The organism is Micromonospora sp. NPDC003944 (genome assembly GCF_053605225.1).
Genome location: NZ_JBSGIV010000045.1, coordinates 1 through 24,974 on the forward strand (window position 1 = coordinate 1; position 24,974 = coordinate 24,974).

At 72.9% G+C, this 24,974-nt stretch carries 22 protein-coding genes; 4 read left to right on the plus strand and 18 right to left on the minus strand.

The genetic code is table 11. The annotated features are described in order from the left end of the window. Positions 1-778: 778 nt before the first annotated feature. From ACWER9_RS21565 to ACWER9_RS21575, 3 genes are all read right to left on the minus strand, one after another. Entirely contained in the window at positions 779-1,408 is a 630-nt protein-coding gene (locus tag ACWER9_RS21565; protein ID WP_452303536.1) for a hypothetical protein, read from the minus strand. 13 nt (positions 1,409-1,421) lie between these two features. Continuing rightward, positions 1,422-3,200: a DUF4012 domain-containing protein gene (locus ACWER9_RS21570; protein WP_452303537.1), complete on the minus strand. Its 1,779-nt coding sequence runs from the start codon at positions 3,198-3,200 to the stop codon at positions 1,422-1,424. A 102-nt stretch (positions 3,201-3,302) separates the two neighbouring features. After that, positions 3,303-4,550: a glycosyltransferase family 4 protein gene (locus ACWER9_RS21575; RefSeq protein WP_452303538.1), complete on the minus strand. Its 1,248-nt coding sequence runs from the start codon at positions 4,548-4,550 to the stop codon at positions 3,303-3,305. A 168-nt stretch (positions 4,551-4,718) separates the two neighbouring features. Between ACWER9_RS21575 and ACWER9_RS21580 the strand changes: the two genes are divergently transcribed. After that, the gene (locus ACWER9_RS21580) at positions 4,719-5,273 is read left to right on the plus strand and encodes an arsenate reductase/protein-tyrosine-phosphatase family protein (RefSeq protein ID WP_452303539.1); all 555 of its coding nucleotides are present in this window, start codon (positions 4,719-4,721) and stop codon (positions 5,271-5,273) included. Here ACWER9_RS21580 and ACWER9_RS21585 read toward each other — a convergent pair. Further along, the gene (locus ACWER9_RS21585) at positions 5,254-6,717 is read right to left on the minus strand and encodes a polysaccharide biosynthesis tyrosine autokinase (RefSeq protein ID WP_452303540.1); all 1,464 of its coding nucleotides are present in this window, start codon (positions 6,715-6,717) and stop codon (positions 5,254-5,256) included. The genes ACWER9_RS21580 and ACWER9_RS21585 overlap by 20 nt on opposite strands. 337 nt (positions 6,718-7,054) lie before the next feature. Here ACWER9_RS21585 and nhaA point away from each other — a divergent pair, with 337 nt between their 5' ends. Then, positions 7,055-8,431, plus strand: coding sequence for a Na+/H+ antiporter NhaA (gene nhaA / locus ACWER9_RS21590; protein ID WP_452303541.1), 1,377 nt, complete (start codon positions 7,055-7,057; stop codon positions 8,429-8,431). A gap of 21 nt (positions 8,432-8,452) precedes the next feature. Here nhaA and ACWER9_RS21595 read toward each other — a convergent pair whose 3' ends face one another. The 10 genes from ACWER9_RS21595 to ACWER9_RS21640 form a co-directional block, all read right to left on the minus strand. Then, positions 8,453-8,650, minus strand: coding sequence for a hypothetical protein (locus ACWER9_RS21595; RefSeq protein WP_452303542.1), 198 nt, complete (start codon positions 8,648-8,650; stop codon positions 8,453-8,455). Positions 8,651-8,654: 4 nt separating this feature from the next. Beyond that, the gene (locus ACWER9_RS21600; protein ID WP_452303543.1) at positions 8,655-8,978 is read right to left on the minus strand and encodes a hypothetical protein; all 324 of its coding nucleotides are present in this window, start codon (positions 8,976-8,978) and stop codon (positions 8,655-8,657) included. Next, positions 8,975-9,337 (minus strand): DUF1622 domain-containing protein, encoded by a 363-nt coding sequence (locus tag ACWER9_RS21605; protein ID WP_452303544.1) that lies wholly within the window; start codon positions 9,335-9,337, stop codon positions 8,975-8,977. The genes ACWER9_RS21600 and ACWER9_RS21605 overlap by 4 nt, the downstream gene beginning before the upstream one ends. A 39-nt stretch (positions 9,338-9,376) precedes the next feature. Further along, positions 9,377-9,964: a TMEM165/GDT1 family protein gene (locus tag ACWER9_RS21610; protein ID WP_452303575.1), complete on the minus strand. Its 588-nt coding sequence runs from the start codon at positions 9,962-9,964 to the stop codon at positions 9,377-9,379. A gap of 218 nt (positions 9,965-10,182) precedes the next feature. After that, a complete protein-coding gene (egtD, locus tag ACWER9_RS21615) occupies positions 10,183-11,148 on the minus strand; it encodes an L-histidine N(alpha)-methyltransferase (RefSeq protein WP_452303545.1) in 966 nt (321 codons plus the stop codon). 20 nt (positions 11,149-11,168) lie between these two features. Continuing rightward, a complete protein-coding gene (gene egtC / locus ACWER9_RS21620; RefSeq protein WP_452303546.1) occupies positions 11,169-11,945 on the minus strand; it encodes an ergothioneine biosynthesis protein EgtC in 777 nt (258 codons plus the stop codon). A gap of 43 nt (positions 11,946-11,988) precedes the next feature. After that, entirely contained in the window at positions 11,989-13,326 is a 1,338-nt protein-coding gene (gene egtB / locus ACWER9_RS21625) for an ergothioneine biosynthesis protein EgtB (RefSeq protein ID WP_452303576.1), read from the minus strand. Between the two features lie 140 nt (positions 13,327-13,466). Continuing rightward, a complete protein-coding gene (gene egtA / locus ACWER9_RS21630; RefSeq protein WP_452303547.1) occupies positions 13,467-14,702 on the minus strand; it encodes an ergothioneine biosynthesis glutamate--cysteine ligase EgtA in 1,236 nt (411 codons plus the stop codon). Positions 14,703-14,857: 155 nt separating this feature from the next. Then, positions 14,858-15,655, minus strand: a complete 798-nt coding sequence (locus ACWER9_RS21635; RefSeq protein ID WP_452303548.1) for a hypothetical protein — start codon at positions 15,653-15,655, stop codon at positions 14,858-14,860. A 16-nt stretch (positions 15,656-15,671) separates the two neighbouring features. Continuing rightward, positions 15,672-16,304: an RNA polymerase sigma factor gene (locus ACWER9_RS21640; protein WP_452303577.1), complete on the minus strand. Its 633-nt coding sequence runs from the start codon at positions 16,302-16,304 to the stop codon at positions 15,672-15,674. Between the two features lie 538 nt (positions 16,305-16,842). Here ACWER9_RS21640 and ACWER9_RS21645 point away from each other — a divergent pair. Together ACWER9_RS21645 and ACWER9_RS21650 are read left to right on the plus strand one after the other, a co-directional pair. Then, a complete protein-coding gene (locus ACWER9_RS21645; protein WP_452303549.1) occupies positions 16,843-18,213 on the plus strand; it encodes a protein kinase domain-containing protein in 1,371 nt (456 codons plus the stop codon). 124 nt (positions 18,214-18,337) lie between these two features. Continuing rightward, entirely contained in the window at positions 18,338-19,600 is a 1,263-nt protein-coding gene (locus ACWER9_RS21650) for a nucleotide sugar dehydrogenase (RefSeq protein WP_452303550.1), read from the plus strand. A gap of 94 nt (positions 19,601-19,694) precedes the next feature. On the opposite strand, the gene ACWER9_RS21655 is transcribed toward ACWER9_RS21650, so the two are convergent. From ACWER9_RS21655 to ACWER9_RS21670, 4 genes are all read right to left on the minus strand, one after another. After that, a complete protein-coding gene (locus tag ACWER9_RS21655; protein ID WP_452303551.1) occupies positions 19,695-22,169 on the minus strand; it encodes an ABC transporter permease in 2,475 nt (824 codons plus the stop codon). A 145-nt stretch (positions 22,170-22,314) separates the two neighbouring features. Further along, on the minus strand, positions 22,315-22,980 hold the full coding sequence (locus ACWER9_RS21660; protein ID WP_452303552.1) for a response regulator: 666 nt from the start codon (positions 22,978-22,980) through the stop codon (positions 22,315-22,317). Continuing rightward, the gene (locus tag ACWER9_RS21665; protein ID WP_452303553.1) at positions 22,977-24,197 is read right to left on the minus strand and encodes a sensor histidine kinase; all 1,221 of its coding nucleotides are present in this window, start codon (positions 24,195-24,197) and stop codon (positions 22,977-22,979) included. Before ACWER9_RS21665 ends, ACWER9_RS21660 begins: the two co-directional genes overlap by 4 nt. Before the next feature lie 46 nt (positions 24,198-24,243). After that, complete coding sequence (locus ACWER9_RS21670) at positions 24,244-24,951, minus strand: DUF305 domain-containing protein (protein ID WP_452303554.1); 708 nt, start codon at positions 24,949-24,951, stop codon at positions 24,244-24,246. Positions 24,952-24,974 lie beyond the last annotated feature (23 nt).

Below are 24,974 nucleotides of genomic sequence, written 5' to 3' on the forward strand. Positions count from 1 at the left end.
GGGTAAGGACACCCGCACACCTGTTACGGGTGTGAGCACCTCGTCCGGCGCTGCAGAAAAGGTTTGAGGGGGTTGGCGACCTGACGAGCGGGGGGCTCGTGGCGCCGGGTCCCTGTGTAACGACCGGGGGGCCGGGGGTCATTCCGGGGTTGGCCCTGCGGTCGTTCGTGGGGACGGTAACGACCGGGCGGAGGCCGCCATTCCCACCTACCAGCAGCCCCCACGAGGGCGGCGGGTCGGTGGTGCTGCGATCGTCAGGGTGTGTAACGACCCCGGCCCGGCCACGATTCCAACCCACGAGTGCGCCCGGTCACCACCCAGAGCACCCACAACTGGCCAAACCACCCACACGGCACGCCGCGAGCGACGTCCAGACCACCCGGTCGGGTTTGATCCACTCGGGTTCACGGAAATCGGGGCATCCGGGACGCTGGGACACCCCGATTTCCTGAAACCCGAGTTGGTCATGGCTGCATTGACCAGGCGCCAACCGGGCCAACCGGGCCAACCGGGCCGACCGGGCTAACCGGGTCGACCGGGCCAACCGGGCCGACCGGGCCAACCGGGCCGACCGGGCCGACCGGGCCGACCGTGGCCGACCGTGGCCGACCGGGGGCCGACCGGGCCGACCGGGCCGACCGGGCCGACCGGCCGGATGAAGTTCTCAGAACGTGCGCAGTCCTGGGATTCGGGGTCGGCGTGAACGGGCTGGCGCCCGTCGGAGTGTTCCGACGGGCGCCAGCTTCCGTGCGATCCGGGCGTTTGGCCCGGTGGTGGATCAGTGTGCCGCACTACCGAAGCGCTGGCGGCGACGCCAGGCCAGGGTCAGCAGCAGCATGATCGCTCCGGCGCCGACCAGGCCGCCGCCGAGCTTCATGGGCGTGCCGATGCTGTCGCCCGTGACGGGCAGCGGCTGCTTCTTGTGCAGCACCCGCAGTTCGGTGCTGGCGGTACGACCGGACTCCCGGCCCGTGGCGGTGAAGGTCAGCAGACCCGTCACCGACGGCTTGTAGCTCTTGGTGAAGCGGCCCTGGCCGTTGGTGTACGCCGTGAAGTGCAGGGGCGCGCTCGCCTGGTAGGCCACCGGAGCCATGGCCACGGTGCTGCCGTCGCTGCGGCGAGCCGGAGCCGGACCGCCGGCCGGAGCGGCCAGCGGCGTGACCGTCACGGTGATGTCGACGGTCTCGGTCGGACCGAAGTTGGCGCCGGTCAGCACGACCGTCTCGCCGAGGAAGATCGTCGGCCGGTTGACGGTCAGGGCCGGGGGTTGCGGCGCGTACGGCGGCGGTTGGGTCGGGCCGGTGGTCGCGCTGGGCGTCGGCTGCGGCTGCGCCGCCCCCGCTGCCGTCGGCACAGCCACCACGGCCAGACCGACCGTGAGCGCCATGATGATGCGGGATAGCCGCATGATTGGTTCCCTCCTACTGTTCACAGCTTGGTGCGGAATGAACTTGGGTGGTCCACGGGCTTGCGGTGGGGGTCAGCCACAGCTCGGCCTGCCCGACGCCGGTCTTGGCCGTCAGCACGGTGACCTCCAGCGCCCTCTCGGCGCCGGGGCCGACGTCCACGCTGGCCGTCGCCACCTGGCGGCGGCGTTCGGTGCCGCTGCCAAGCGCCGTCTCGGCCCCATCGAGGCGGCCTTCGAGCACCGCTCCGCCAGCGGGACTGAAGATCGAAACCAAGGTGCGGACGGTGTACGGATCACCAGCCATACCGAGGCCGAGGATGGACTCGCTGAGTCCGGTCTTCGGTGCCGTCGAGCGCAGAGTCACCCTCAGCCGGAGCTCACGACGGCCGTCCGACCGGCATTCGCCGACCGTCAGGTTCGCCGTCGGCTTCAGGTAGTAGCCGAGCTTCGCGCCGCTGCCGTCGTTGAGGAACACGCCGACAGTCGGCACGGTGTCCTGTTCCGGAAGCGTCCCGGCCATCCGGCTGTCGCCGAATGTCCGCTGTTCCTCAGGTCGGGCACTCCAGAACAATATCCGGCGTTCGGTGATAGCACGGTCAAATGCGGACAACAACACCCGCGGGTTGACATTCTTCTTGAAGAAGGTGTCAAACACCGAAGCCGCCGACGCCGCGAAGAACTCGTCCTGCTGTTTGACGTCGAGGCGCTGGTAGCTGTCGTTGAGCAGGGTCTGCACGACCTTCTCGCTGGCGAGCGGAACCCCGCCGGGCACCAGCACCGGACCCGTCGCCTTGAGCAGGTACGACAGCACCACCGGGTCGACGGCGAGCACGCCGTCGACGGTGGTGCCGGTCTTGCGCCGGAACATCTCGCGGTACAACGTCGCGGCGGTCGGGAAGTGCGGGGACAGGTTGACGTCGGCGGGGTAGATGCCGGGTAGGTCCGTCCAGATGGCCCGGGTCTCGGCGGGCACCTTCAGCGCCGGCACGAAGCGGCCGAGCGAGGCAGTGCTGCCCTGCTTGCCCATCTCCACCCGGCCGTCCTCGGCCTCGATCATCGCGTACGCGCCGAACATGCCGCCGGTGGCGCGCAACTCGGCGAGGTTCTGCGAGACGAGCAGGTAGCGGCGCGGGCCGTTGGCGCCGAGTAGCGGCGGGAGCAGGCGGGCTCCCTGGTCGGCAGCCGTGGTGAGGCTGGCCAGCCGGTCGATCTCGTCGCGCAGGTCACCGAGCGCCTGCCGGACCTGGCTGACCAGGCTGCCGGCCGGCACCGCCGCCAGGTTCCGGCGCGTCCGCTGCACCGACTCGTGCACCTCGGTCAACTGGGTGGAGACGGCGGTGAGTCGGGCGAGGTCCACCCGGCCGCCGGTCGGCACCAGGCTGGTCAGGTCCGCCCGGAGCAGGGTGGGGAACGCGTGCCGCGCCAGTTCGTCGATGGCGACGGCGATCTGCGCGACCGCGTCGAGGTCGTCGCCGGCGATGGGCGTACGCCGTCCGAGCTGCCAACTCGGGTCGGCAGTTGCCGCTCGGGCCGCGCCGGCCTGCTCCTGGAGGGCGGCGAGCGTCCGCAGGGCACGGTCGGTGTCGCCGCCGACGACCTGGGCGCTCAGCTCGCGCGCCAGGCCGGCCGCGTTGAGCAGGTGAGTGCGCGCCTGCCAGCCGCGGAAGCCGACCCATCCAGCGGTCGCCAGCAGCAGCGAGCCGACCACCAGGGCGCCCAGGAGGGCCCGTCGCAGTCGGGCGCGCCGACGACGCCGCGACCGGCTCCGCCGCCGGATCGGTCGTTCACTCACCGTCACACCACACTCCCGCTCGCGGAACCGGACAAGAGGTCGATTCCTGACGTTCTTAGCACGTCTCTGAGAACTTCGTACCGTTATTGCGCTTGACGCCCTTTAAGCGAATTTCCCTCGTGGTTCCGCGGCCGGCTGCGCGACTCGCCCGGCCGCCTCGTGCAACAGCCGTTCGATCTGGTCCACGCCGGCCGGCAGGGACATCTCCCGCAGGTACGCGGCCCGCCCCCGTCGACCCATCTCGATGCGGGTCGGCGGCGGAATGGTGGCCGCCAACCAGAACCGGTCGGCAAGCGCCGCCCAGTCCTCAGGTGGGCAGGACAGCCCGGCGCGAGCCCGTTCGACCAGCTCGGCCGTGTCCCCGCCGGTCGACGCGATCACCGGCGCGGCACAGGAGAGCGCGGCCTGGAGCTTGCCGGGCACCGTGCCGCGCAGCTCCGGAAGGTCGCGCGACATGACCAACTGGTAGTCGGCGGCGGCGTACAGCTCGGGCATGTCGACAGGCGAGCGCCGCTCCAGGAAGCGGACGTTCTCCGCACCCAGCTCGGCGGCGAGCCCCCGCACCCGCCGCTCCGCCGCACCCGAACCCACCAGGACCAGATCCATCGTCCGGTCCAGCGCCGCGGCCGCCCGGACCGCGGTCTCCAGCCCCTGGCGCGCGCCGATGGTCCCGGCGTGCATCACCACGCACCGGCCATCCCGGCGGACCAGTTGACGGGCCGCCGCGCCGGGCGTCGCCGGGTGGAAGATCCGCTCGTCGGTCCAGTTCAGCACGGTTCGGACCCGCGCCGGGTCGGCGCCGGCCGCGACCACCAGATCCCGCATCGACGGCGCGGCGACCGCGATTCGCGCCGCGGTCCGGTAGATCCGGGTCATCGTGCTGCCCAGCCGCGCCGCCCAGCGCCCCTCGTCCCCCTCGTCCGCGCCGTCGCGGGCCCAGACGTCCTGCACGTGCAGCACCGCCGGCACCCGTCCGAGCAGCCGGAGCACCCCGGCAGCGGCGAACGTCGTCGCCGGCAGTTGGAAGACGTAGAGCGCGTCCACGTCGCCGAGGTACCGGCGGGCGACGAGCCCCGCGCTACCGGCGAAGGAGAGGTAGCTGGCCATCCGACCGCCGATCGAGGCCGCGCCTCCGGGGTACCGGGGCACCCGTCGGACGCTCAACCGTTGGCTGTGCGTCTCGTGGTGCCACCGCTGTCGCCAGCCGGGATAGACGTGCCCGCCGGGGTAGTCCGGAAAGCCGGTGAGGACCCGCACCTCGTGTCCGCGTGCGGCCAGCTCCTCGGCGAGGCTCCCGGGGATGAACGCCGGCTCGGGCGGAAAGTGGTACGACAGGATGCCGATCTTCATCGGTCCACTCCCGTTCCGCAGCGATCGCCGGCGGCCGGCGCGGCACCACGACCGGCGCGCGTGCCGCCCGCGTACGATGCCGACAACCCCTCCCCGCGCGGCCACCGGCGTCGACGCACCGCCCTCGCGGTGCGCGCGTCCGTGTCCGTACCGACGAGAGGGGCCCCGATGGCTGATCGCGTGTTGTTCGTCTGCCACGCCAACCTGTGCCGGTCGCCGATGGCCGAGTACCTGGCCCGTCGGCTACTTGCCGACCGACCCGTCGAGGTCGCCAGTGCCGGCACGGACACGGTCGACGGGCTGGCCATGCACCCGTACGCCATGGAGGTCGCGACCGAGAGCGGCGCGGACCCGGCGGTGTTCCGGACCCGGGCGTTGCGCCCCGAGTACCTGGTCGAGGCCACGCTCGTGCTGACCGCGACGCGGCGCCAGCGCTCGGTCTGCACGGCGCTGGCACCGGGGGCGCTGCACCGGACGTTCACGCTGCGCCAGTTCGGCCGGCTGGCCGCGGCGGCCGAACCGCCCGCCGACTCGGCCGACGACCCGTTGCGGGCGGCGATCGCCGCCGCCGCCCAGGCCCGGGGACGGCTGCAACCCGCCGCTCCGGACGAGGACGACCTCCGGGACCCGATCGGCGGTACCGCGGCCGACTTCCGACGCTGCGCCGAGGAGATCGAACGGTCCCTGCGACCCCTCGCCGCGCTCATCGGGGCAGCCGGGTGAGTTCCTGGGTGTGGTCGGGGACGCCGTTGACCCCGTCGGCGGTCGCGCTGTGCCGGCCGGACGTGGCCCGGTCGGCCGGCAGCGACGCCTCGGCCGTCGAGGCGACCACCCGGTAGGCCTCGTACTGGTACGCCTCGGCCTTGGCGACCTTGGCCATGTTCAGCACACAGCCGAGGAGCCGAACGGAGACCGAGTGCAGTGACCGGGCCGCCGCGGCGACCTGGGTCCGGGAGGTACGGCCCTGCTGCGTCACCAGCAGCGCGCCGTCGGCCTGCACGGCCACCACCACACCGTCGGTCACCGCGAGTAGCGGCGCGGTGTCGATGATGACGATGTCCGCCGACTCGCGCAACGCCAGCAGCAGGTCCGACATGGCCTTGGAGCCGAGCAGCTCGCTCGGGTTCGGCGGGGCCGAGCCGCTGGGCAGCACCAGCAGCGACTTGTCGCCCCAGCGCTGCACGACGTCGCCCACCTTCACGTCGCCGACCAGCACGTCGGTGAGGCCGACGCCGGCGTCCAGGCCCAGGTAGTCGTCGACCTTCGGGCGGCGCAGGTCCGCGTCGACGAGCAGGACCCGCCAGCCCGCCTCGGCAAGCGCGATGGCCAGGTTGCAGGAGAGCGTGGTCTTGCCCTCGCCCTGCAGGGCGCTGGTCACCGCGATCACCCGGGCCGGCTCGTGCACGTCCACGAAGCGCAGGTTGGTCCGCAGCTTGCGGACCGCCTCGGCGCGCGCCGAGGTCGCCGCGTCGCCCACGATCAGCGGGGCGCTGCGGGCGTTGGCCTCGAACGGGATCTCCCCGAGCAGCGGGCTGCCGGTGGCGCGTTGCAGGCCGGCGGAGTCACGCAGCCGAACGTCGGCGACGCCCCGCAGGATCGCCAGACCGATGCCGAGGAGCAGGCCCACCAGGCCACCCAGGGTGAGGTTGCGGACCGGCTGCGGCGAGACGGGGTCGGCGCTGACCCGCGGGCCACTCACCACTTCGATCTTGATGGGCGCCTTGCCCTCCGGCGTCGTCTCGACCTTCTGAACGAGTTCGACGAACTTGCTGGAGAGGGTCTCCGTCACGCGCAACGCGCGGGTCTGGTCGGTGTCGGTGACCGACGCCCGCAGCAGGACGGTGCCCGTCTCGGTGGAGGTGCTCACCCGGCGCTGCACCTCGTCCGCGGTGAGGCCGACGGGGGTCTCGGCCACCACGCTCTGCGCCAGCCGGTCGCTGGTGAGCAGGTCGGCGTACGACTTGACGCGCTGCTGGAGGAAGAGCCCACCCTGGTAGGCATCGGTCACACCAGTGTTGGGGGTGGTGACGAAGAAGGTCACCGAGGCGACGTACCGAGGTTGGGCCCGGACGGTCAGAAACGCCGACACGCCGAGAGCCACCATGACCGTGACCAGCGCGACCCACCAGTGCCGACGCACGTGGCGCAATTGGCGGAGCAGGTCCATCAGGAGCGCCCCCGTGCCGGTCCGGTTACGGCAAAGAACTTCACAAAAACCCCCAAGGTCGTCTTTAAACTCGTGAAACCATTAAAGCGGCTCATACGGCTTATGTCCGGAGTTATCTATTTTCCGGAGGCGAGATGTGCACCCGCATGACCAACCCGACAAACGGCCATTCGGCAGCGGCGACAACGGGGAAAAAGTCGAACGCTGATCAGACGGCGTCCGATCGGCCCGGCACTCGCGCCCGCCGCACCGCCGGATAGGGTCGACAACGGTGTGCCGGGAAGTCTGGTCGGCGAGTGGATTCCTGCCGTCCCGACTCCCGTAGGTGAGCCCGCACATGACCCCCCGCACCCCACCGGCCGGACCACGTCCCGCGAAGACCCGGCTGTTCTCCCGGTCGTCCTGGCCGCAGGCGCGTCACCTGGCCGACGTGCTGCGCACCGAGACCGTCGGTGGGGCGCTGCTGCTGTCGGGTGCCGTGATCGCGCTGATCTGGGCCAACTCCCCGTGGTCGGACTCGTACGCCCGACTCGGGGGCCTCGTGCCCTGGCCCGGCGGCGCACCCTGGCACCTCCACCTGGACGTGGCCACCTGGGCGGCGGACGGCCTGCTGGCGATCTTCTTCTTCGTGGTGGGCCTGGAACTCAAACGGGAGTTCGTCGCCGGTGAGCTCCGCGACCCGCGCCGGGCCGCGCTGCCGGTGGTGGCCGCGTTCGGTGGAATGCTGCTACCGGCGCTGATCTACGTGGCGGTCGTCCTCGGCACGGGCGGAACGGGCCTGCGGGGCTGGGCCATTCCGACCGCCACCGACATCGCTTTCGCACTCGCCGTGCTGGCGGTGGTCAGCTCACACCTGCCGCAGGGGCTCCGCGCATTCCTGCTCACCCTCGCGGTGGTCGACGACCTGTTCGCGATCACCATCATCGCGATCTTCTACACCGCCGACTTCCAGCCCGTCGCGCTGCTCGCCGCGGTGGCGCCGATCGGGCTCTTCGCGGTGCTGGTGCAGCGGGGGCGTACCTGGTGGTGGGCGCTGATCCCCCTCGCGGTCACCGCCTGGGCACTGGTGCACGCCTCGGGTGTGCACGCCACGGTGGCCGGTGTCCTGCTCGGCTTCACGGTCCCGGTGCTCGCCCGCCGACAGGTACGCGGCGACCAGCCGGTCACCGGTGACGCGGGGGCGGGCGCGGTGGACGCGGGCGAGGGTGGGCTCGCCGCGCGCCTGGAGCATCGCTGGCGGCCGGTGTCGGCCGGCTTCGCGGTGCCGATCTTCGCCCTGTTCGCCGCCGGGGTCACGGTGCGCGGCACCGACCCGGGCGCCCTGCTGACCGACCCGATCGTGATCGCCATCGTCGCCGCACTGGTGTTCGGCAAGAGCATCGGCATCTTCGGCGCGACGTTCCTGCTGGCCCGGTACACCCGCGCCGAGCTGGACGAGGACATCACCTGGGCCGACCTGCTCGGCATCGCCCTGCTGGCCGGCGTCGGGTTCACCGTCTCGCTGCTCATCGGCGACCTGGCGTTCGGGGCGGGCAGCGCGGCCGACGACCGGGTCAAGGCGGCCGTGCTGCTCGGCTCGCTGATCTCCGCCGGGCTGGCCGCCACGGTGCTCTCCCGCCGCAACGCCGCGTACCGGAGGGTAGCGGAGCGGGAACGGCGCGACGCCGACGGAGACGGCGTACCCGACGTCTACCAGCACCCCGACGCCCGCTGAACGCCCTCGCGCCGACCCCGGTCAGTCTCGACGGTCGGCGGGCGGCAGGTCCTCGGTCTCCTCGACGAGCGCGTCGGCCGTCGGCCCGGTCAGGTCGTCGCCCGGCACCGCCACCGCCTCGACGCGGTCCTGCTCGTCGGGCTTCCCGCCGGGCGGCGGTTCCGGGGCGGTGGCACCGCCGGCGTAGCCGTACTCGTTCGGTTCGTCGTGCCGGCCCATGTGCTCATCCCCCCGTGCTTCCCGTTTCACCTGTCGAGGCCAACGGTAGGTGGTGATCGTCCCCGGCGCAGCGCGCCGGGGATTGTCGGCCGGACCATGGCGGTGGCCTGCTCAGCGCCGCCCCGAGCAGCTGACGCAGGGCGATGATCGCCACCGCGCCGGCCAGACCGTTCCAACCCGGGTCACCGGCGAGCCGGAGCAGGCCGGCCGCGGTGAGCAGGTCCAGCAGCACCCGGACGCCGCTGCGCAGTGCCCCGGTGCTGAGCGTGGTGACCACCCCGGCGACCAGCGCCAGGGCGGTGACCGCGGTGACCAGGGCTGGCGTCACGGTCGGCGCTCCCCCTCGGCCACCTGACGCTGCTCCTGACGGATCTCGCGGCCCAGGAAGTAGTTCAACGCCGTTCGGATCGTCGCGATGGCGGCCAGTTGGCCGATCTGCGTGAACGACGGGGACACCGCCGTGCGCAGCACGTCGGCCGCGAGTTGGAACTCCAGGCCGAGGGTCAGGAAGCGGCCCAGCGCGAGCCGGATCGGCGTGAAGCGGGCGGCGGTACGGTGTCGCAGCCCCTCGACCACGAACCGCACCGCCGCCCACACCGCACCCACGAAGATCACCAGTGCGCCGGCCACCTCCACCACGGCAACCAGCACCTGGTCGCCCTGGCGCAACACCTCGGCCGGGTCCACCCCGGGCCGTTACCCGCCCTCGGCGCAGCTAGTCGGCGCTCAGGTCAGCTCGTTCACCGCCTCCAGGATCAGCCAGAGACCGGAGATGGCGAACAGGATCGCGGCACCGTACTTGATGGTCTTCTCCGGCAGCCGCCGACCGAGCATCCGACCGACCAGGATGGCCAACGCGTCCGCGGCCACCATGCCGACGGTGGAGCCGAGCCAGACGCCGAACCAGCCGTACTTGGTGGCGAGCGTGATCGTGGCCAGCATCGTCTTGTCGCCGAGCTCGGCGAGGAAGAACGCCACCGACACCGCCACCAGGGCGGTCTTGTTGGTCTTCTCCGCCTTGCGCTTCTCCTCCTCGGTGAGCTTGTCCCCGCGGAGCGTCCACGCCCCGAACCCGAGGAACGCCACGCCGGCCACCAGGGAGATCCACTCGGTCGGCAGCACCGCCCCGAGACCCGCGCCGATGGCGACCGACGCCAGGTGCACCACGGCGGTGGCGACCGTGATGCCGATCAGCACCGGAATCGTCTTGAACCGCGTGGCGAAGGTCAGCGCCATCAGCTGGGACTTGTCCCCCAGCTCGGCGACGAAGATGACGCCGAAGCTGACGACCAACGCGGCGAAAAATCCCTCCATGACGTCCTTCCCGTTCACGCCGGGAGGAGGAGACAGGGGCGCCCTCGACCCGGCTGCAACAGCCTGAGTCGAAGGTCTCGCCCGCCCCGGCGGAACCGGGGCCGCGTGGCCGGATGCGGAACGCACCAGTATGTCGACCACGACATTGGGGGCTACTCCCCTTCGCGTGGTCAGCCTATCGGATCACCACCCGGCCCGACCGCGCCGGGTGAACAGGCTCACCGCGCCCGCGCCAGCGTGACGCCGAAGAGCGCGTCCGGGTCGGTCCAGAACTCCTCCGTGGCGAAGCCGGCGGTGGCCAGCTCGGCAGCGATCCCCTCCCGGCGGAACTTCGCCGAAACCTCGGTACGCAGCTCCTCCCCCGCCGCGAAACCGACGGTCAGCCCGAGCACCCGCACGCTCATCGGCCGGGTCGCCCGCAACCGCATCTCGATCCACTCCTGCTCGGGATCCCAGACGGCGACGTGCGCGAACGCGTCCGGGTCGAAGTCGGCGCCCAACTCGCGATTGATCACGTGCAGCACGTTGCGGTTGAACTCCGCGGTCACCCCGGCGGCGTCGTCGTACGCGGGCACGATCACCGACGGATCCTTGACCAGGTCCGTGCCGAGCAGCAGCCAGTCGCCGACCTCGAGCGCGGCGCGCATCGCCGTGAGGAACTCGGCCCGCTCGGCGGGCAACAAATTGCCGATGGTGCCACCGAGGAACACCACCAACCGCCGACCGCCGGTGGGCAGCCGATCCAGTTGACGGGTGAAGTCCCCCACGATGCCCCGGACCCGCAGGCGCGGATAGTCGGCGGCGATCTGGGCGGTGGAGCCGCGCAGCGCACTTACCGACACGTCGAGCGGGACGAACGTGCCCAGCCCACCCCGCCGGGTGAAGGCGTCCAGCAACAGTCGGGTCTTCTCCGACGAGCCGGAGCCCAACTCGATGAGCGTCTTGGCCCCGGTCAGCGCCGCGATGTCGGGAGCGTGCGCGGCCAGCACGGCCCGCTCGGCCCGGGTCGGGTAGTACTCGGGCAGCCGGGTGATCTCCTCGAACAACTCACTGCCCCGGGCGTCGTAGAACCACTTCGGCGGCAGCCACTTCTGCCCCGCGCTCAGCCCGGCCCGGACGTCGTCACGCAGGCCGCGCTCCAGGTCACCCTCTTCGAGGTAGATCTCCAGGGGTTCCGCAGTCATGGGTTCGCTCCTCTGTTCGATCAACCGTTACCGGCCCGCCCGGCGTCGCGCACCGGGGCCGGCAGTGGACGTACCCGCACCTCGCCCGCGGTGGCGACGACCAGGTGCCCCTCCGGCACCGACCGCCACCCGGGATCGTCGTCGTGAGGCTCGGAGGCGAGCAGCACCGAATCGGGCGTCTCGCGGACCGACAACGCGTGCCCCACCACGCTTGCCACCACCTGATGCCCGTCGGTGAGCAGCAGGTTGAGCCGTGACCCGGGCGCGGCGGCGGCGACGTCGGTCACCGTCCGCGCGACCGCCTCGGCCGGGTCGGCGCCAGCGCGCAACCGATGGCGCACCAGCGCCCAGAGCAGCGCCGAGTCGGTGGCCGCGTCCAGGGTGAGCAGGTCCCGCACCGGAAGGTCGGCGGCGAGCGGCACCACGGCGTCGGGCCAGCCGCGGACCACACCGTTGTGGCTGAACAGCCACCGCCCCTCGGCGAACGGCGCCGCCGCGCCGTCGAGCACCGCCATCCCGACCGTGGCCGAGCGGACCGCCGCCACCACCGCCGCGCTGCGGGTCACCGCCGCGAGCTGGGCGATTGTCGGATCACCCCAGATCGGCTGGGCCCGCCGGTACCGCACCGGCTCACCCTCGCCCGGGTACCAGCCGACACCGAACCCGTCGGCGTTGATCGTGCCGCCGCCGCGCATGTCGCGGGGCGCCCAGGACTGCCGCACCAACGAGTACGCCGGGTCGAACAACAGCTCGGCGAGGGTGACCGGCGGCCCCAGGTAGGCCAGGTGGCGACACATCAGTGCCCCCGGCCCGCCGCCGGGCCGCCGGTCGTGCCACGACTCACCGGTACGACTCGTCCGGTCGCGCGTCCCGGGCGCAGCGGAAACCGCTGAAGATCTGCCGGCGGATCGGATAGTCCCAGTTGCGGAAGGTGCCCCGACAGGCAGAACGGTCGGTGCCGAACGAGCCACCCCGCAGCACCCGGTAGTCGTCGCCGAAGAAGACCTCCGAGTATTCGCGGTAGGGGAACGGGGCAAACCCCGGATGCCCGCCGAACGCGGTCGACGTCCACTCCCAGACGTCGCCGATGAGCTGGTGCACACCCAACGGCGAGGCGCCGCCCGGGTACGCGCCCACCGGCGCCGGCCGCAGGTGGCGCTGGTCGACGTTGGCGTGCGCCTCGGTCGGGTCGTCGTCCCCCCAGGGGTAACGGCGCGACCGCCCGGTGGTCGGATCCCACCGGGCCGCCTTCTCCCACTCCGCCTCGGTCGGCAGCCGCTTGCCGGCCCACGCCGCGTACGCCTGCGCCTCGTACCAGCACACGTGCACCACCGGCTCGTCGGCGCGAACCCGCGCCCACTGACCGAAGCGCCGATACGACCAGTCGTCACCATCGCGACGCCAGTGCATCGGCGCGCTGAGCTGCTCCCGAACCCGATGGTCCCAGCCGGCCGGGCTCCACCAGCGCTGCTCGGTGTAGCCGCCGTCGGCGATGAAGGCCGCGTACTGACCGTTGGTCACCGGGGCGGCGTCGATGACGTACGCCGGAAGGTCGACCCGGTGCGCCGGACGCTCGTTGTCCAACGCCCACGGATCGGTGTCGGTGCCCATGGTGAACTCGCCCGCCGGCACCAGCACCTCCGCGCCGACCCGGACCGACGGCTCGGGCGGCGCCGGGGCATGCAACACCGCCGGACCCGCGCGCAGCTGGTGGGTGGCGAGCATGGTCTCGTCGTGCTGCTGCTCGTGCTGCACGATCATGCCGAAGGCGAACCCGTCGGCGACCAATGGCCGCTCGGTGAAGGCCACCGCGTCCAGCAGGTCGTGCACCTTGTCGCGAACCGTCGCCAGGTAGGCGCGCGCCTCCCCGGGCGGCAACAGGGGCAGCGTCGGGCGGTCCCGACGCGGCTGCTTGAACGCGTCGTACAGCTCGTCGATGTCACACCGGACCGGCTCCCGGCCCCCGACGTCACGGACCAACCAGAGCTCCTCCTGGTTGCCCACATGGGCGAGGTCCCAGACCAGCGGCGACATCAACGGTGAGTGCTGGCGCGTCAGGTCGTCGTCGTCGACCACCTCGGTCAACAACGTGGTGCGGGCGCGGGCCCGCGCCAACTCCACCGCGATCCGGTCGCGCAACCGCTCGCCGCCCTCCGTTCGCGACTGCGAGGCTCGCAACCCCGGCTCACTCCTCGCGCTCACTGGGCCGCCCTCCGTTCGCGACTGCGAGGCTCGCAACCCCGGCTCACTCCTCGCGCTCACTGGGCCGCCCTCCGTTCGCGACTGCGAGGCTCGCAACCCCGGCTCACTCCTCGCGCTCACTGGTCTCTCCTCTCTGTGGCGGCCAGCCGCCCACGTACGCCTCGCTGGATCTCGTCATGGGTGTCGGCCGGCAGCTCCAGTCGGGGTAGGGCGGTCAGGGCCAGGTCGAGCAGGGCCGCCGCGGTGGCGGCGAGCGCCGGGTCGGCCAGGCCGTGCCGGGCGGCGACCGACCAGTGGTCCGCCACCGGCATGGCGATCCGGTACGCCTCGCGCACGGTGCCCGGGTCGCCGAAGAGGGCGGTCAGCACCGCCAGCGGCAGCCGCCAGTCTTGCCCGGATTGGGCGTCGAGGTAGCGCAGCTCCAGGTAGCCGCGCGGCCGCACCGGCGGAAAGAGAGTGCTGACGTGGTAGTCGAGGTCGTCGGTGGTGGGCGGTTGTGGCAGCGCCCCACCGAGCCAGTCCGCGAAGGTCACGCCGGGTGGCGCCGCCCAGTCGGCGCCGTGCCGGCGCAGACAGAGCAGCGGCGCGGCGAGCACGTAGCTGACCCAGGCGTCGGTCGGATCGTCCCCGGCGCAGGTGGGCGACCAGACCGGGCGGGTGCGGGTCGGGTCGATGGCCAGCCAGGCCGCCATCCGGGCGGAGGCCCAACCGGTGCTCCGCCCGGCGTGCCGGGCGGCGCTCGCGAACGCGGCGAGCAGCGGGGGCCCGACCGCGTGGGCCGCGGCCCAGCGGTCGGCGACCTGGCCCGGCTCACCGGCGTCGAGGCAGATCTGCAGGCCGGCGGTGCTGTACATCATCGTGCGGCCGGCCGGGCCACGACTGTCGAAGGCCCCACGCATCGCTCGGTAACGGGGAGTGTCCACCACCGGGCGGGGCCGTCGGTGGGGGTCGATGCCGCTGCGGCCGAGGACCAGCCCGGCGGTGGCCAGCAGGTCGGTGACCTGGGCGATGTCGGCTTCGGTGGCGCTGATCAACGCGCCGACCGAGGGGCGGGGCGGGGTGGAGATCTCCACCTGGCCACCCGGCTCCAGGGTGACCGTGCCGCCGTGTCGCAGCGGCTCGGCCGGGCTGGTGGCATCAAGCGTTGCGGGGCTGTGCCGCCCCAGCGCCGCCCGCAGCCGCGTCGCGTCGACGGGGCGGGCGGGGTCGGCGGCGTCGTGCACGGTCCATTCCAGTTCGACGCCGGTGTGGGTGGGTGGGCCGGTCTTGAAGCAGATCCGGGCCAGGTGCCGGACTGCGGCTGCGGACTCGCGCAGAATGGCGCTGTGGTCCAGGTCGGGTGACGTCACCAAGGGTCAAGCCCCCTCTCCATGTGCCGGGTTCGGCACACTGTGCACCGTAAACCCACCCACCGACACCGTCGGGGGGCGAGCACGGCGCCACCAACCTCTGTCTAACAGACGAATTTCCGATGCAGGGCCGAACCAAACCGCTCCGGCGCGACCGCTCAGCTGTTGGCGGGGTGGCCCGGGCGCGGCGGTGACGGCGGGGCCTTCGCCGATGGGCCCGGCTTGCTCTTCGCCGACTCCGACGGTGTGACCTTGGTCGGCTCGGGCGACTCCGTCTCGGGCACCAGCCGGTGGCAGTAGGCCTCGACCTCGGTGGGGCCGCCGGCGGCGGTCACCAGCTTCTGGAAGCCCGGCGTACGCAAAGCCTTCTCCCGCTGATCGGGCTTCTTGGCCCGCCACGCGCGGCACAGGCCGTGCACGTGCCCGACGGGAGGGCTGGCCGACGGTGTGCCGGTGACGGGCGACGGCGTGCCGGCCGACGGGACGCCGGGCGCCGCTGGGTGGCTGGGCTCGACCGACCGGGAGGCACCGTGGTGGGGCGAGGGTGAGGTGCGCGACGGCGCCGGTGTGACCGGGTCCGGCTCGCGGTCCCGGGTGACCGCGGCGAAGGCGGCTCCCGCGGTGGCGGTGGCTGCCACCCCGGCGATCCAGGCGACCGCGCCGGTGGTCACCCGACGACGACCCGACCGCTGCGGCACGGCCGGCGCCGGGTTGGCCCGGGCGGCCCGGAACGCGGCAAGCGCGGCCTCCTCGCCGGCCAGCTCGCCCTCGCGGGCGGGGCCGGCCGCCGCGGCGAGCAACGCGACCACCGGCTCGGCCGGGGGTACGTCCGGGTGCGCCTGCGGTGGTTGGGGCGGGGCGGTGGCGTCCTGCTCCGGTGTGGCGTCCGCCCGGGTGCGGGCCGAGTCGAGCAGCCGCTCGGTGTCGGTGTGGGCGGCCCGCCGGAACGGGTTCATCGGGAATCCCCTCACGTCAGCCGTCCGCCGGTTCGACGTGCGGTGCCCGCAGGGTGGGGCCGCCGCCCGTACGCGGCGGGAGCACCCCCTCGACCCCGACTGGCGGCCCGACCGGGCTCTGCCGCTCCAACAGGACCGCGAGCCGGCGGAGACCGCGGTGCGCGGCGGTCCGCACGGCGCCGGCGCGACGGCCCAGCACCCGGCCGGCGGACCCCGCGTCCAGTCCGATCACGGCCCGCAGCAGGACCGCCTCGGCTTCCCGGGGCGGCAGGGTGGCGATCAGCGCGAGGGCGGTCTCGGTACCGATCGTCTCGGTGGCTCGCTCGGCGGTGTCCGCGTCGCTGGCCAACTCGACGAGCGCCTGCACCGGGACCGGGAGCGAGGGACGGCGGCGCATCCGGCGCAGGTGGTCCATGGCGCGGTTGCGGGCGATGGTGACCGTCCAGGCCCGGAACTCGCCCCCGGTGAAGCCGGGCAGGTCACGGGAGATCTGGAGCCAGGTCTCGGAGGCGACGTCCTCGGCGTCGGCCCCGACGAGGGCGGTCAGGTACCGCAGCAGCCCGGGTTGGAGGCTGCGGTAGAGGAAGCGGAACGCCTCCTCGTCGCCGGCCTGCGCGGCGCTCACGACCTCCGACAGGTCGGCGGTCATCCGCAGCCCACGCATCGCTGTGAGCGGGCCGGCCCGACCTGCCGCGCTGGGGCAGGCCACGCGGCACGAGGCGTCCGCCCGATCAGCACCCGCACCGCACCGCCCTTCGCCGCTCTGATTGTGCCCGCGACCATGATTGTCGGGGCGGCGTGTCCGGGGCCGACGCCAGGGTGGTCGATCGGTGCGCTGCGCACCGAGGTGGCCGGGTGGGCCCGAGCCGGGCTAACGCTAAGAGGGGGTTCACGAGGCGACAAGTCGGCGTCGTGTCACGGAAGAGTGACAATTATCTACCCTGCGCGACGGCGCGTCGCCGTAACGGGCAGTGAGCAGGAGACGCCAACTGCCTCTGAAGGCGATTTCTTGCCACGATCGGGGACCTGAACGACGGAAAATGTCGCTTTTGGTGACGGCGTCGATCCGCAGCGTCACCGAGGGCCGAGCGTCCACACAGGTCAGGCCGGATCGGCCAGCCGGAACCAGCCACCCGGTGGCCCGGCCGCGGCGCGCCGCGCCGCGCCGCTCTAGGTACGGTAATGCCGTGCTGTCATCGGAGGTCGTGCTCAGCGGTCGCTACCGCTTGGACGAACGTGTCGCCACGGGCGGCATGGGCGACGTGTGGCGTGCCTCCGACCTGATCCTCGGCCGGCAGGTCGCGGTCAAGGTCCTGTTGCCGGCGCTGGTCTCCGACCCCGACTTCATCGCGCGGTTCCGCGCCGAGGCCCGGATCATGGCGGCGTTGCGCCACCCCGGCATCGTGCAGGTCTTCGACTGCGGGGCGGACGACCTCGCCGACGGCGGCCGGGCGGACTACCTCGTCATGGAGTTCGTCGCCGGCGAGCCGTTGTCCAAGCGGATCGAGGCGGCCGGGCGACTCGACGTGGCCGAGACGATGTCGATCGTGGCCCAGGCGGCGGCGGCGCTCAACGCGGCGCACCGCGGCGGCATCGTGCACCGCGACGTCAAGCCCAGCAACCTGCTGGTGCAGGAGGACGGCACGGTCGTCCTGGTGGACTTCGGCGTGGCCCGCTCCACCGACATCACCAGCATCACCAGCACCAACGCGGTGCCGGGCACCGCCCTCTACATGGCTCCCGAGCAGGCCGCCGGCCGCCCGGTCAGCGGTGCCACCGACATCTACGCGCTGGGCGCGGTCACCTACTGCTGCCTCACCGGCAGTCCGCCGTTCACCGGGGACAACCCGCTCCAGGTCGCCGTGCGCCACCTCGACGACGAGCCGCCGGAGCTTCCGCACGACATTCCGGAGGCGGTCCGCGCCCTGGTGTCGCGGGCCCTCGCGAAGGATCCGCTGGAGCGTTTCACCAGCGGAGCGGCGATGGCCGAGGCCGCTCGGACGGCAGTCACCGGCGGCGAGCCGCCGACGGCGATGGCCACGCCCGTCGCGCTACGCGACGGCGGGCCGGGCACCCGCACGGACGTGCCGGCCGGCGCGGCGGTGGCGAGCAGGTCGCGGGCCGAGCGACGGCGGGGTCCGCTCGTCGGCGCGGCCGCGGCCATGATGGTCGCGCTTGTCGGGCTCGGCGCGGCACTTGCCGCGACGCGCGACGCCGGCGAGAACCCGGCGGTGCGCCTGCCGACCACCTCGCCGACGGTGGCACCGAGCGGCCCCGTCGACCTGCCCGCGGCGAACGAGCAGATCACCAGCGTCGAGCCGGGCCGGCCGGACCGCCCGCGCGCCCCCGGCACCACCCCGTCGGCGTCGCTCTCGGCGACGCCGAGCGTGCAGCCGAGCCAGACCGTCAACTCGCCGACGCCGACGGCGGCCGTCACCACGGGGGCGCCCACGAGCGCGCCGCCGACAAGTGCGGCGCCGAGTGACCCGCCGACGCCGTCCGACCCGCCCACCACCACGAGCGCGCCGGCGGACCCGGAGGTGCCGGCGGGCGGCTGAACCCGACCGCCGCCGCCGACCCCGGGAGCCCCAGCAGCACCGATATCCCCAAAACGGACTTACGTCGCCGAAGACGCCTCTAGGCTCTCAGCAGGCCATTTACACATCTGCTGCGGGAGCCTGGGTGAGCGCTGAAAAGCTGGTCGTCATCGGTCAGGGGTATGTCGGGCTGCCACTGGCCATGCGGGCCGTCGAGGCGGGGCTCGACGTGGTGGGTCTCGACGTCGACGCCGACCGGGTGAAGCGTCTCGCCTCCGGCGAGTCGTTCGTCGAGGACATCCCGGCCGACCGGCTGGGCCGCGCGTTGGGCAGCGGCCGGTACCACCCCAGCACGGAGTACACCGACGCCGACGGGTTCGACATCTGCGTCATCACGGTGCCGACTCCGCTGCGTGACGGCACCCCGGACCTGAGCTACGTCGAGCAGGCCGGAAACGGTATCGGCCCGTACGTGCGCGCGGGCTGCACGGTGATCCTGGAGTCGACGACGTACCCGGGCACCACCGAGGAGCTGCTGCGCCCGCTGTTGGAGTCGGCGAGTGGGCTGACCAGCCCCGGCGACTTCCACCTCGGCTACAGCCCGGAGCGGATCGACCCGGGCAACCCGACCTGGCGGTTGGAGAACACCCCGAAGGTGGTCTCCGGTGTGGACCAGGCGTCGCTGGCCCGGGTGGACGATTTCTACCGGCGCCTCGTGGAGCGCACCGTGCCGGTGGACTCCACCCGCGTCGCCGAGCTGACCAAGCTGATCGAGAACACCTTCCGTCAGGTCAACATCGCGTTGATCAACGAGCTGACCATGCTCTCGCACCACCTCGACATCGACGTCTGGCAGGCGATCGACGCCGCCTCGAGCAAGCCGTTCGGTTTCCTGCCGTTCCGGCCCGGCCCCGGCGTCGGTGGGCACTGCCTGCCGATCGACCCGTGCTACCTGTCGTGGCAGGTCAAGCGTCGCCTCGGTCGGCAGTTCCGGTTCATCGAGCTGGCCAACGACGTCAACCACGAGATGCCCGAACACGTCACGCAGCGGATCATGGGAGGGCTGAACCGGGACGGCCGTGCCGTCAGCGGCGCCCGCCTCCTGTTGCTCGGTCTGGCGTACAAGAAGAACACCGGCGACATGCGCGACTCCCCCGCCGTCGACGTGGCGCGCCGGCTGCAGGCCCTCGGCGCGGAGGTCCACGCCGTCGAGCCGTACGCGGAGGCGCACCATCTCCCGGCCGGCGTCACCATGGTCGGGCTCACCGAACGGGAGGTGCGCGCGGCCGACGCGGTGGTGGTGGTCACCGACCATGACACGTTCGACTACGACCTCGTGGTCAAGCACGCCCGCTACGTCTTCGACACCCGCAACAGGTGCGTCGGCCCGATGGTCGAACGCCTCTAGACCCGGCACCGCTGGCCGGTCCCGCCGCCGGGGAAGATGGCGGGACCGGCCGGCGGATGTCCGTCCGGCGGCGCGGAGGTGACACCCGGTCCGGTCACGTGTCGGCGAGCGCCTCGACGACCGGGCGGGACAGCGCCCGGCGGGCCGGCAGCACCGAGGCGAGCAGGGCGGCCAGCACCGCGACACCGAGGACCAGGCCGAGCTGGCCCAGCGGAAGCACCAGGTGGAAGTCGCCGCCGAGACGGTCCAGCAGGGCCATCGCGGACGCGCTGACCCCGGTGCCGAGGCCGACGCCGAGCACCGCGCCGACGAGCGCCATCAGCACCGCCTCGACGGCGAGCACCACCCGCATCCGCCCCCGGGTGAGCCCGACCGCTCGCAGCACCGCGTTCTCCCTGGTCCGCTCGACCACCGACAGGCTCAGGGTGTTCGCCACGCCGACCAGTGCGATCACCACGGCCAGGCCGAGGAGCGCGGTGACGAAGGCGAGCAGCATGTCCACCGTGCCGGTGAGCATCTTCTTGTACGCGCCCTGGTCCAACAGGTTCACCGTCGGGTACTGGCCCAGCACCGCGGCGACGGCGTCGCGGGCCTGCTCGGGGCTCACCCCGGCGGCGGGGTCGACCTCGGCCAGGTAACCGCGCTGCTTCGGAAAGAGCGTGGCGAAGTCCTGGTCGGACAGGTCGATGACGTGACCCGCGGGCACCTCGCCGCCGGGAGTGTCGTCGGTGACCACGGCGGCCACCCGGAACGGCCTCCCTGCGACGGTCACCGGGGACCCGACCTGCCAACCGCGTGCCCGTGCCAGCTCGCTGTGCACCAGCACCTGTCCCGGCCCGACCCGGTCGGCGTCGCCGGCCAGCACCCCGCTCAGTGTCCGGCCGACAAGCGCGGGGTGGGCCGCGCGGATCTCGACGTCGTCGACGACGGTGCTGCGCTGCTCGTGCACCACCCCCAGCTCGGGGCGGGCGGCCAGCTCGCCGACAAGCGCGGCCGGCAGGCTCTGACCGATTCCGCTGACCACGAAGTCGGTGCCGATCTGTGCGTCCACGCTGCGTTCGATGCCGTCCTTGGTGCTGCGCGCGCCGACCATGAACGCGGAGACCAGTCCAATCCCGATCACCAGCGCCGTCGCCGTCGCGGCGACCCGCCGCGGGTTGCGCACCGTGTTGGCGACCGCCAGTTCGCCGGTGGCGCCGAGCACGCGACGTACCGGCCAGCCGAACACCCGGGCCAGCGCCGGGACGAGCACCGGCCCGAACAGCACGATCCCGAAGAAGGTGAGCACCCCGCCGAGCGCCACCAGCAGGAGCTGACCGGCGCTCGCCGCGCCGGCAAGCGCGGCGACACCGACCGCGAGGAAGACCGCGCCGACGGTTAACCGAACCCGACCGGCACTGCGGCTGGGCTGCACCGCGGCGTCGGTGAGCGCGGCCACCGGGGCGATCCGCGTTCCGCGCCAGGCCGGCAGCAGGGCGGCGCACACAGTGAGCCCGGTGCCCAGCAGCAGGGCGGTCAGCACGGTCGAGCCGGTCACGGTCAGCCCACCGCTGACCGGCATGTCCAGTCGGGACAGCAGCAGCCGCATCCCGCCGGCGAGGGCCACCCCGAGCAGTACGCCGAGCGCGGAGGCGACGAGCCCCAGCACGGCCGACTCCAGCAGGGTGGATCGGAAGACCTGTCCCCGGGTGGCGCCGACCAGGCGCAGCAGCGCGGTTCGTCGGGTGCGCTGCGCCAGCACGATCGCGAAGGTGTTGGCGATCACGAAGCCGGCCACCACGATCGCGACTCCCACGAAGATCAGCAGCAGCATGCGGAACTGGTCGACGTTGCGGACCGCTTCCGCCACGGCCTCGTCGAGGATCTGCTGGCGACTCTTCACGGTGGCCTCGGAGCCGGCCACGGCGCGTACCTTCCCGCTCAGCGCCGCGACGTCGACGCCCGGTCGGGCCGCCACCATGATCCGGCCGTAGCCCCGCTCGCCGGTGAGGGCCAACGCGTCCGGCCCGACCAGGCCGACGAACGGACCGCCGATGTCGCGGACGGTGCCGGCCACGTCGACCGTGCCGACCAGGGTGTACGGGCGGGCCGCCCCGCCGGTCGCGCCGACCCGGACCGTTGCGCCGAGCCCGAAGCCCTGCTCGGCGGCCGTCGGCGCGTCGAGCACCACCTCCCCGGCCCGGTCCGGCAACCGGCCGGCCACCACGTCGTACGAGCGCAGGGCGCCATCGGTGGGGATGGCGACGAGCATGGTGAAGCCGAGCACCGGCCGACCATCGGCACCGACGATGCCTGCGGTGTTGGTCAGCTCACCGCCGGCGGCGGCCACCCCGTCGACCGCCCGCACCCGGTCGACGAGGCTGGGCGGCAACGTCTCGCGGCCGGCCGAGTAGACACCCAGGTCGGTGTGACGGTCGAAGGTGCCGGCCCGCTCGTACGCCCCGGCCCGCATCCCGTCAACGAAGATCATCGTGCCGGCGACGAACGCGACGCCGAGAACGACGGCGAGCGCCGAGAGCAGCATGCGCAGCGCCTCGGCGCGTAACGAGCGCAGGGTCAGGCGGATCATGCGGGCTCCCGGTGCAGACGGCGGATCGGACCCCTCCGACGCTATGGCCGGCACCGGGCTGTCGATCTCCACCTGCGCGCTCGACAGGCGTGCGCCCCAGGTCGCGGTGCCCCGTCGAGCGCTACGACCCAGGTCGTACGCGGCATCACCCGCCGGGAGTGACAAGCCCACTCTCGTACGCCAGAACCACCGCCTGGACCCGGTCGCGGAGCTGGAGCTTCGCCAGGATCCGCCCGACGTGGGTCTTCACCGTCGCCTCGGCCACGTGCACCCGGGCGGCGATCTCCGCGTTGGAGAGCCCCTGGGCGACGAGCAGCAGCACCTCCCGTTCCCGGTCGGTGAGTTGCGCGAGTCGGGGGTCGGCGCTCGGGGCGGCGCCGAGCTGCCCGGCGAACCGGTCCAGCAGCCGCCGGGTGATCGACGGGGCGACGACCGAGTCGCCCTGGGCCACCACCCGGATCGCGGCCAGCAACTCCTCCGGTGGGACGTTCTTGAGCAGGAAGCCACTCGCCCCGGCCTGCAGCGCCGCGAACGCGTCCGCCTCGGTGTCGAAGGTGGTCAGCACCAGCACCCGGGGACCGCCCTCGGGCCGCTCGGCGCAGAGCCGCCGCGTCGCCTCCACCCCGTCCATGGTGGGCATCCGGATGTCCATCACCACGACGTCGGCCTCGGTGCGGGCGAGCACCCGCAGGGCGTCCGCGCCGTCGATCGCCTCCCCGACGACCTCCAGGTCGGGCTGGGAGTCCAACACCATTCGGAACCCGGCGCGGACCAGCGCCTGGTCGTCCACGATCACCACCCGGACCGTCATGCCGCGATCACCTCCGTTGCCGGCTCTGACGGTAGCGGCAGCCGAACCGCGACCTGCCAGCCCCCGGTCAGCCGCGGACCGGCGGTGAGGCTGCCGTCGTACACCGTCACCCGCTCCCGCATGCCGAGCAGGCCGTGACCCCCGGACGGCGTCGGGCTGACCAGCGGGCGGCCGCGACCGTCGTCGACCACCCGGACCACGACGGCCTCGGCGGTGTACGCCAGGACGACCTCGACGCCGGCGCCCACCCCGGCGTGTTTGAGCGCGTTGGTCAGCGCCTCCTGCACCACTCGGTAGACGGTCAGCTCCAGGCCGGGCGGCAGCGCCGGTGGCGTGCCGGTGACGGTGCTGCGGACGCGCAGCCCGGCGTCGTCGAACCGGGCCAGCAGGTCGGGCAGCTCGGCCAGGGCGAGCCGTCGGTGCTCGGGGTCGGCCGCCACCGCCAGCCCGTCGGCCCCGTCCGCGCCGGCGGGGTCGGCGTCGCGAAGGACGCCCACCAGCCGGCGCATCTCCTCGAGCGCCTGCCGGCCGGTGTCCGCGACCACCTTGACGGCCGCACGCGCCTGGGCGGGGTCCCGGTCGAACATGAACCGGGCGCCGTCCGCCTGGACGATCATCACGGCCATGCTGTGGGCGACCACGTCGTGCAGCTCGCGGGCGATGCGGGTGCGCTCCTGGGCGACCGCCGCCCGGGACTCGGCCTCCCGCTCGCGTTCAAGCGTGGCGGCCCGCTCCTCCAGGCTGAGCACGTAGAGCCGGCGGGTCCGCACGTTCAGCGCCACCAACCACACCGCGCCGGTGACAAGCGCGTACCACAGCGCGGTCACCCACCACTGGATGACGCCCGGGGTCTGCGCGGCGGCCAGCAGCACGCCGACGGCCGCGACCGCGCCGGCAAGGACGCCGTCGCGCAGCCGCCGGCCGTACTTCACCACGCTGTAGAGCGCGATCAGGACGGCCACGTCGTAGACGAGCGGACCCCACCGGGCGATCACCTGGACCAGGGCGAGCACCGCGACCGCCACCGCCACCGCCCCCGGGTGGGTGCGGCGGAACAGCAGCGCCACCGCCATGGCCACGCCGACCGCCGTGGCCGCCCAACCGTCCGGCTGGTTCACCGCCGCGGTCAGGGAGACGAGCACCACCAGGGCGGCAACGGCCACGTCGAAGGCGACGCCGCGCAGCGGGCGACCGAACAGGGTGCGTCTCACGGTCACCCAGCGTACGTGCCGGAACTCCCGGCCTTCGTGCCCCGCGCCCGGCTCAGGAGGCGAGAAGCTCGCGCATACGCTCGATCTCGACGGTCTGCTCGGTGGCGACGGCGTTGGCGAACTCGTTGAGCGTCAGGTCGGAGCCCACCGTGAGCAGCTTGGTGGCCATCTCGATGGCGCCCTGGTGGTGCTCGGTCATCATCCGCACGAAGAGCCGGTCGAAGTCCGCGCCCCGGGTGGCGGCCAGCTGCCGCATCGCCTCGGGCGACTGCATCCCGCGCATGCTGCCGTGGTCGTGCCCCTGGACCTCCGCCGGGAGGCCACGGGTCTGCAGCCAGCCGCGCATCATGCCCATCTCCGGCCCCTGGCTGGCCCGGATCCGCTCGGCGATGGCCCGGACGTCGGGGTCGGCGGCCCGGTCCGGGGCGAGCTCCGCCATCGCCAGGGCCTGCGCGTGGTGCGGGATCATCATCTGGACGAACACGACGTCGAGCGAGTTGTGCGGGGCGGGGCCGGCGTCGCGGACCTCGTGCGCCGGGCGGGTGGCGGCCGTCTCGCCCGGGCGACCGGGAGCGATGACGGTCAGGTCGGTGGGGACGGGGCTGACGGTCGGCGACGCGGCGGAGGTGGCGGGCGCGGAGACCGGCTGCGCGGTGCCCGTGCCGGCGTCGCCGTCAAGATGGATCACCAGGAACACCACGAGTGACAACGTGAGACTCAGTGTGACGACCGCGAGGGTGCGTGCGCGCCGCTTGGTCATGGGCCACTCCCTGCAGTCGAGGT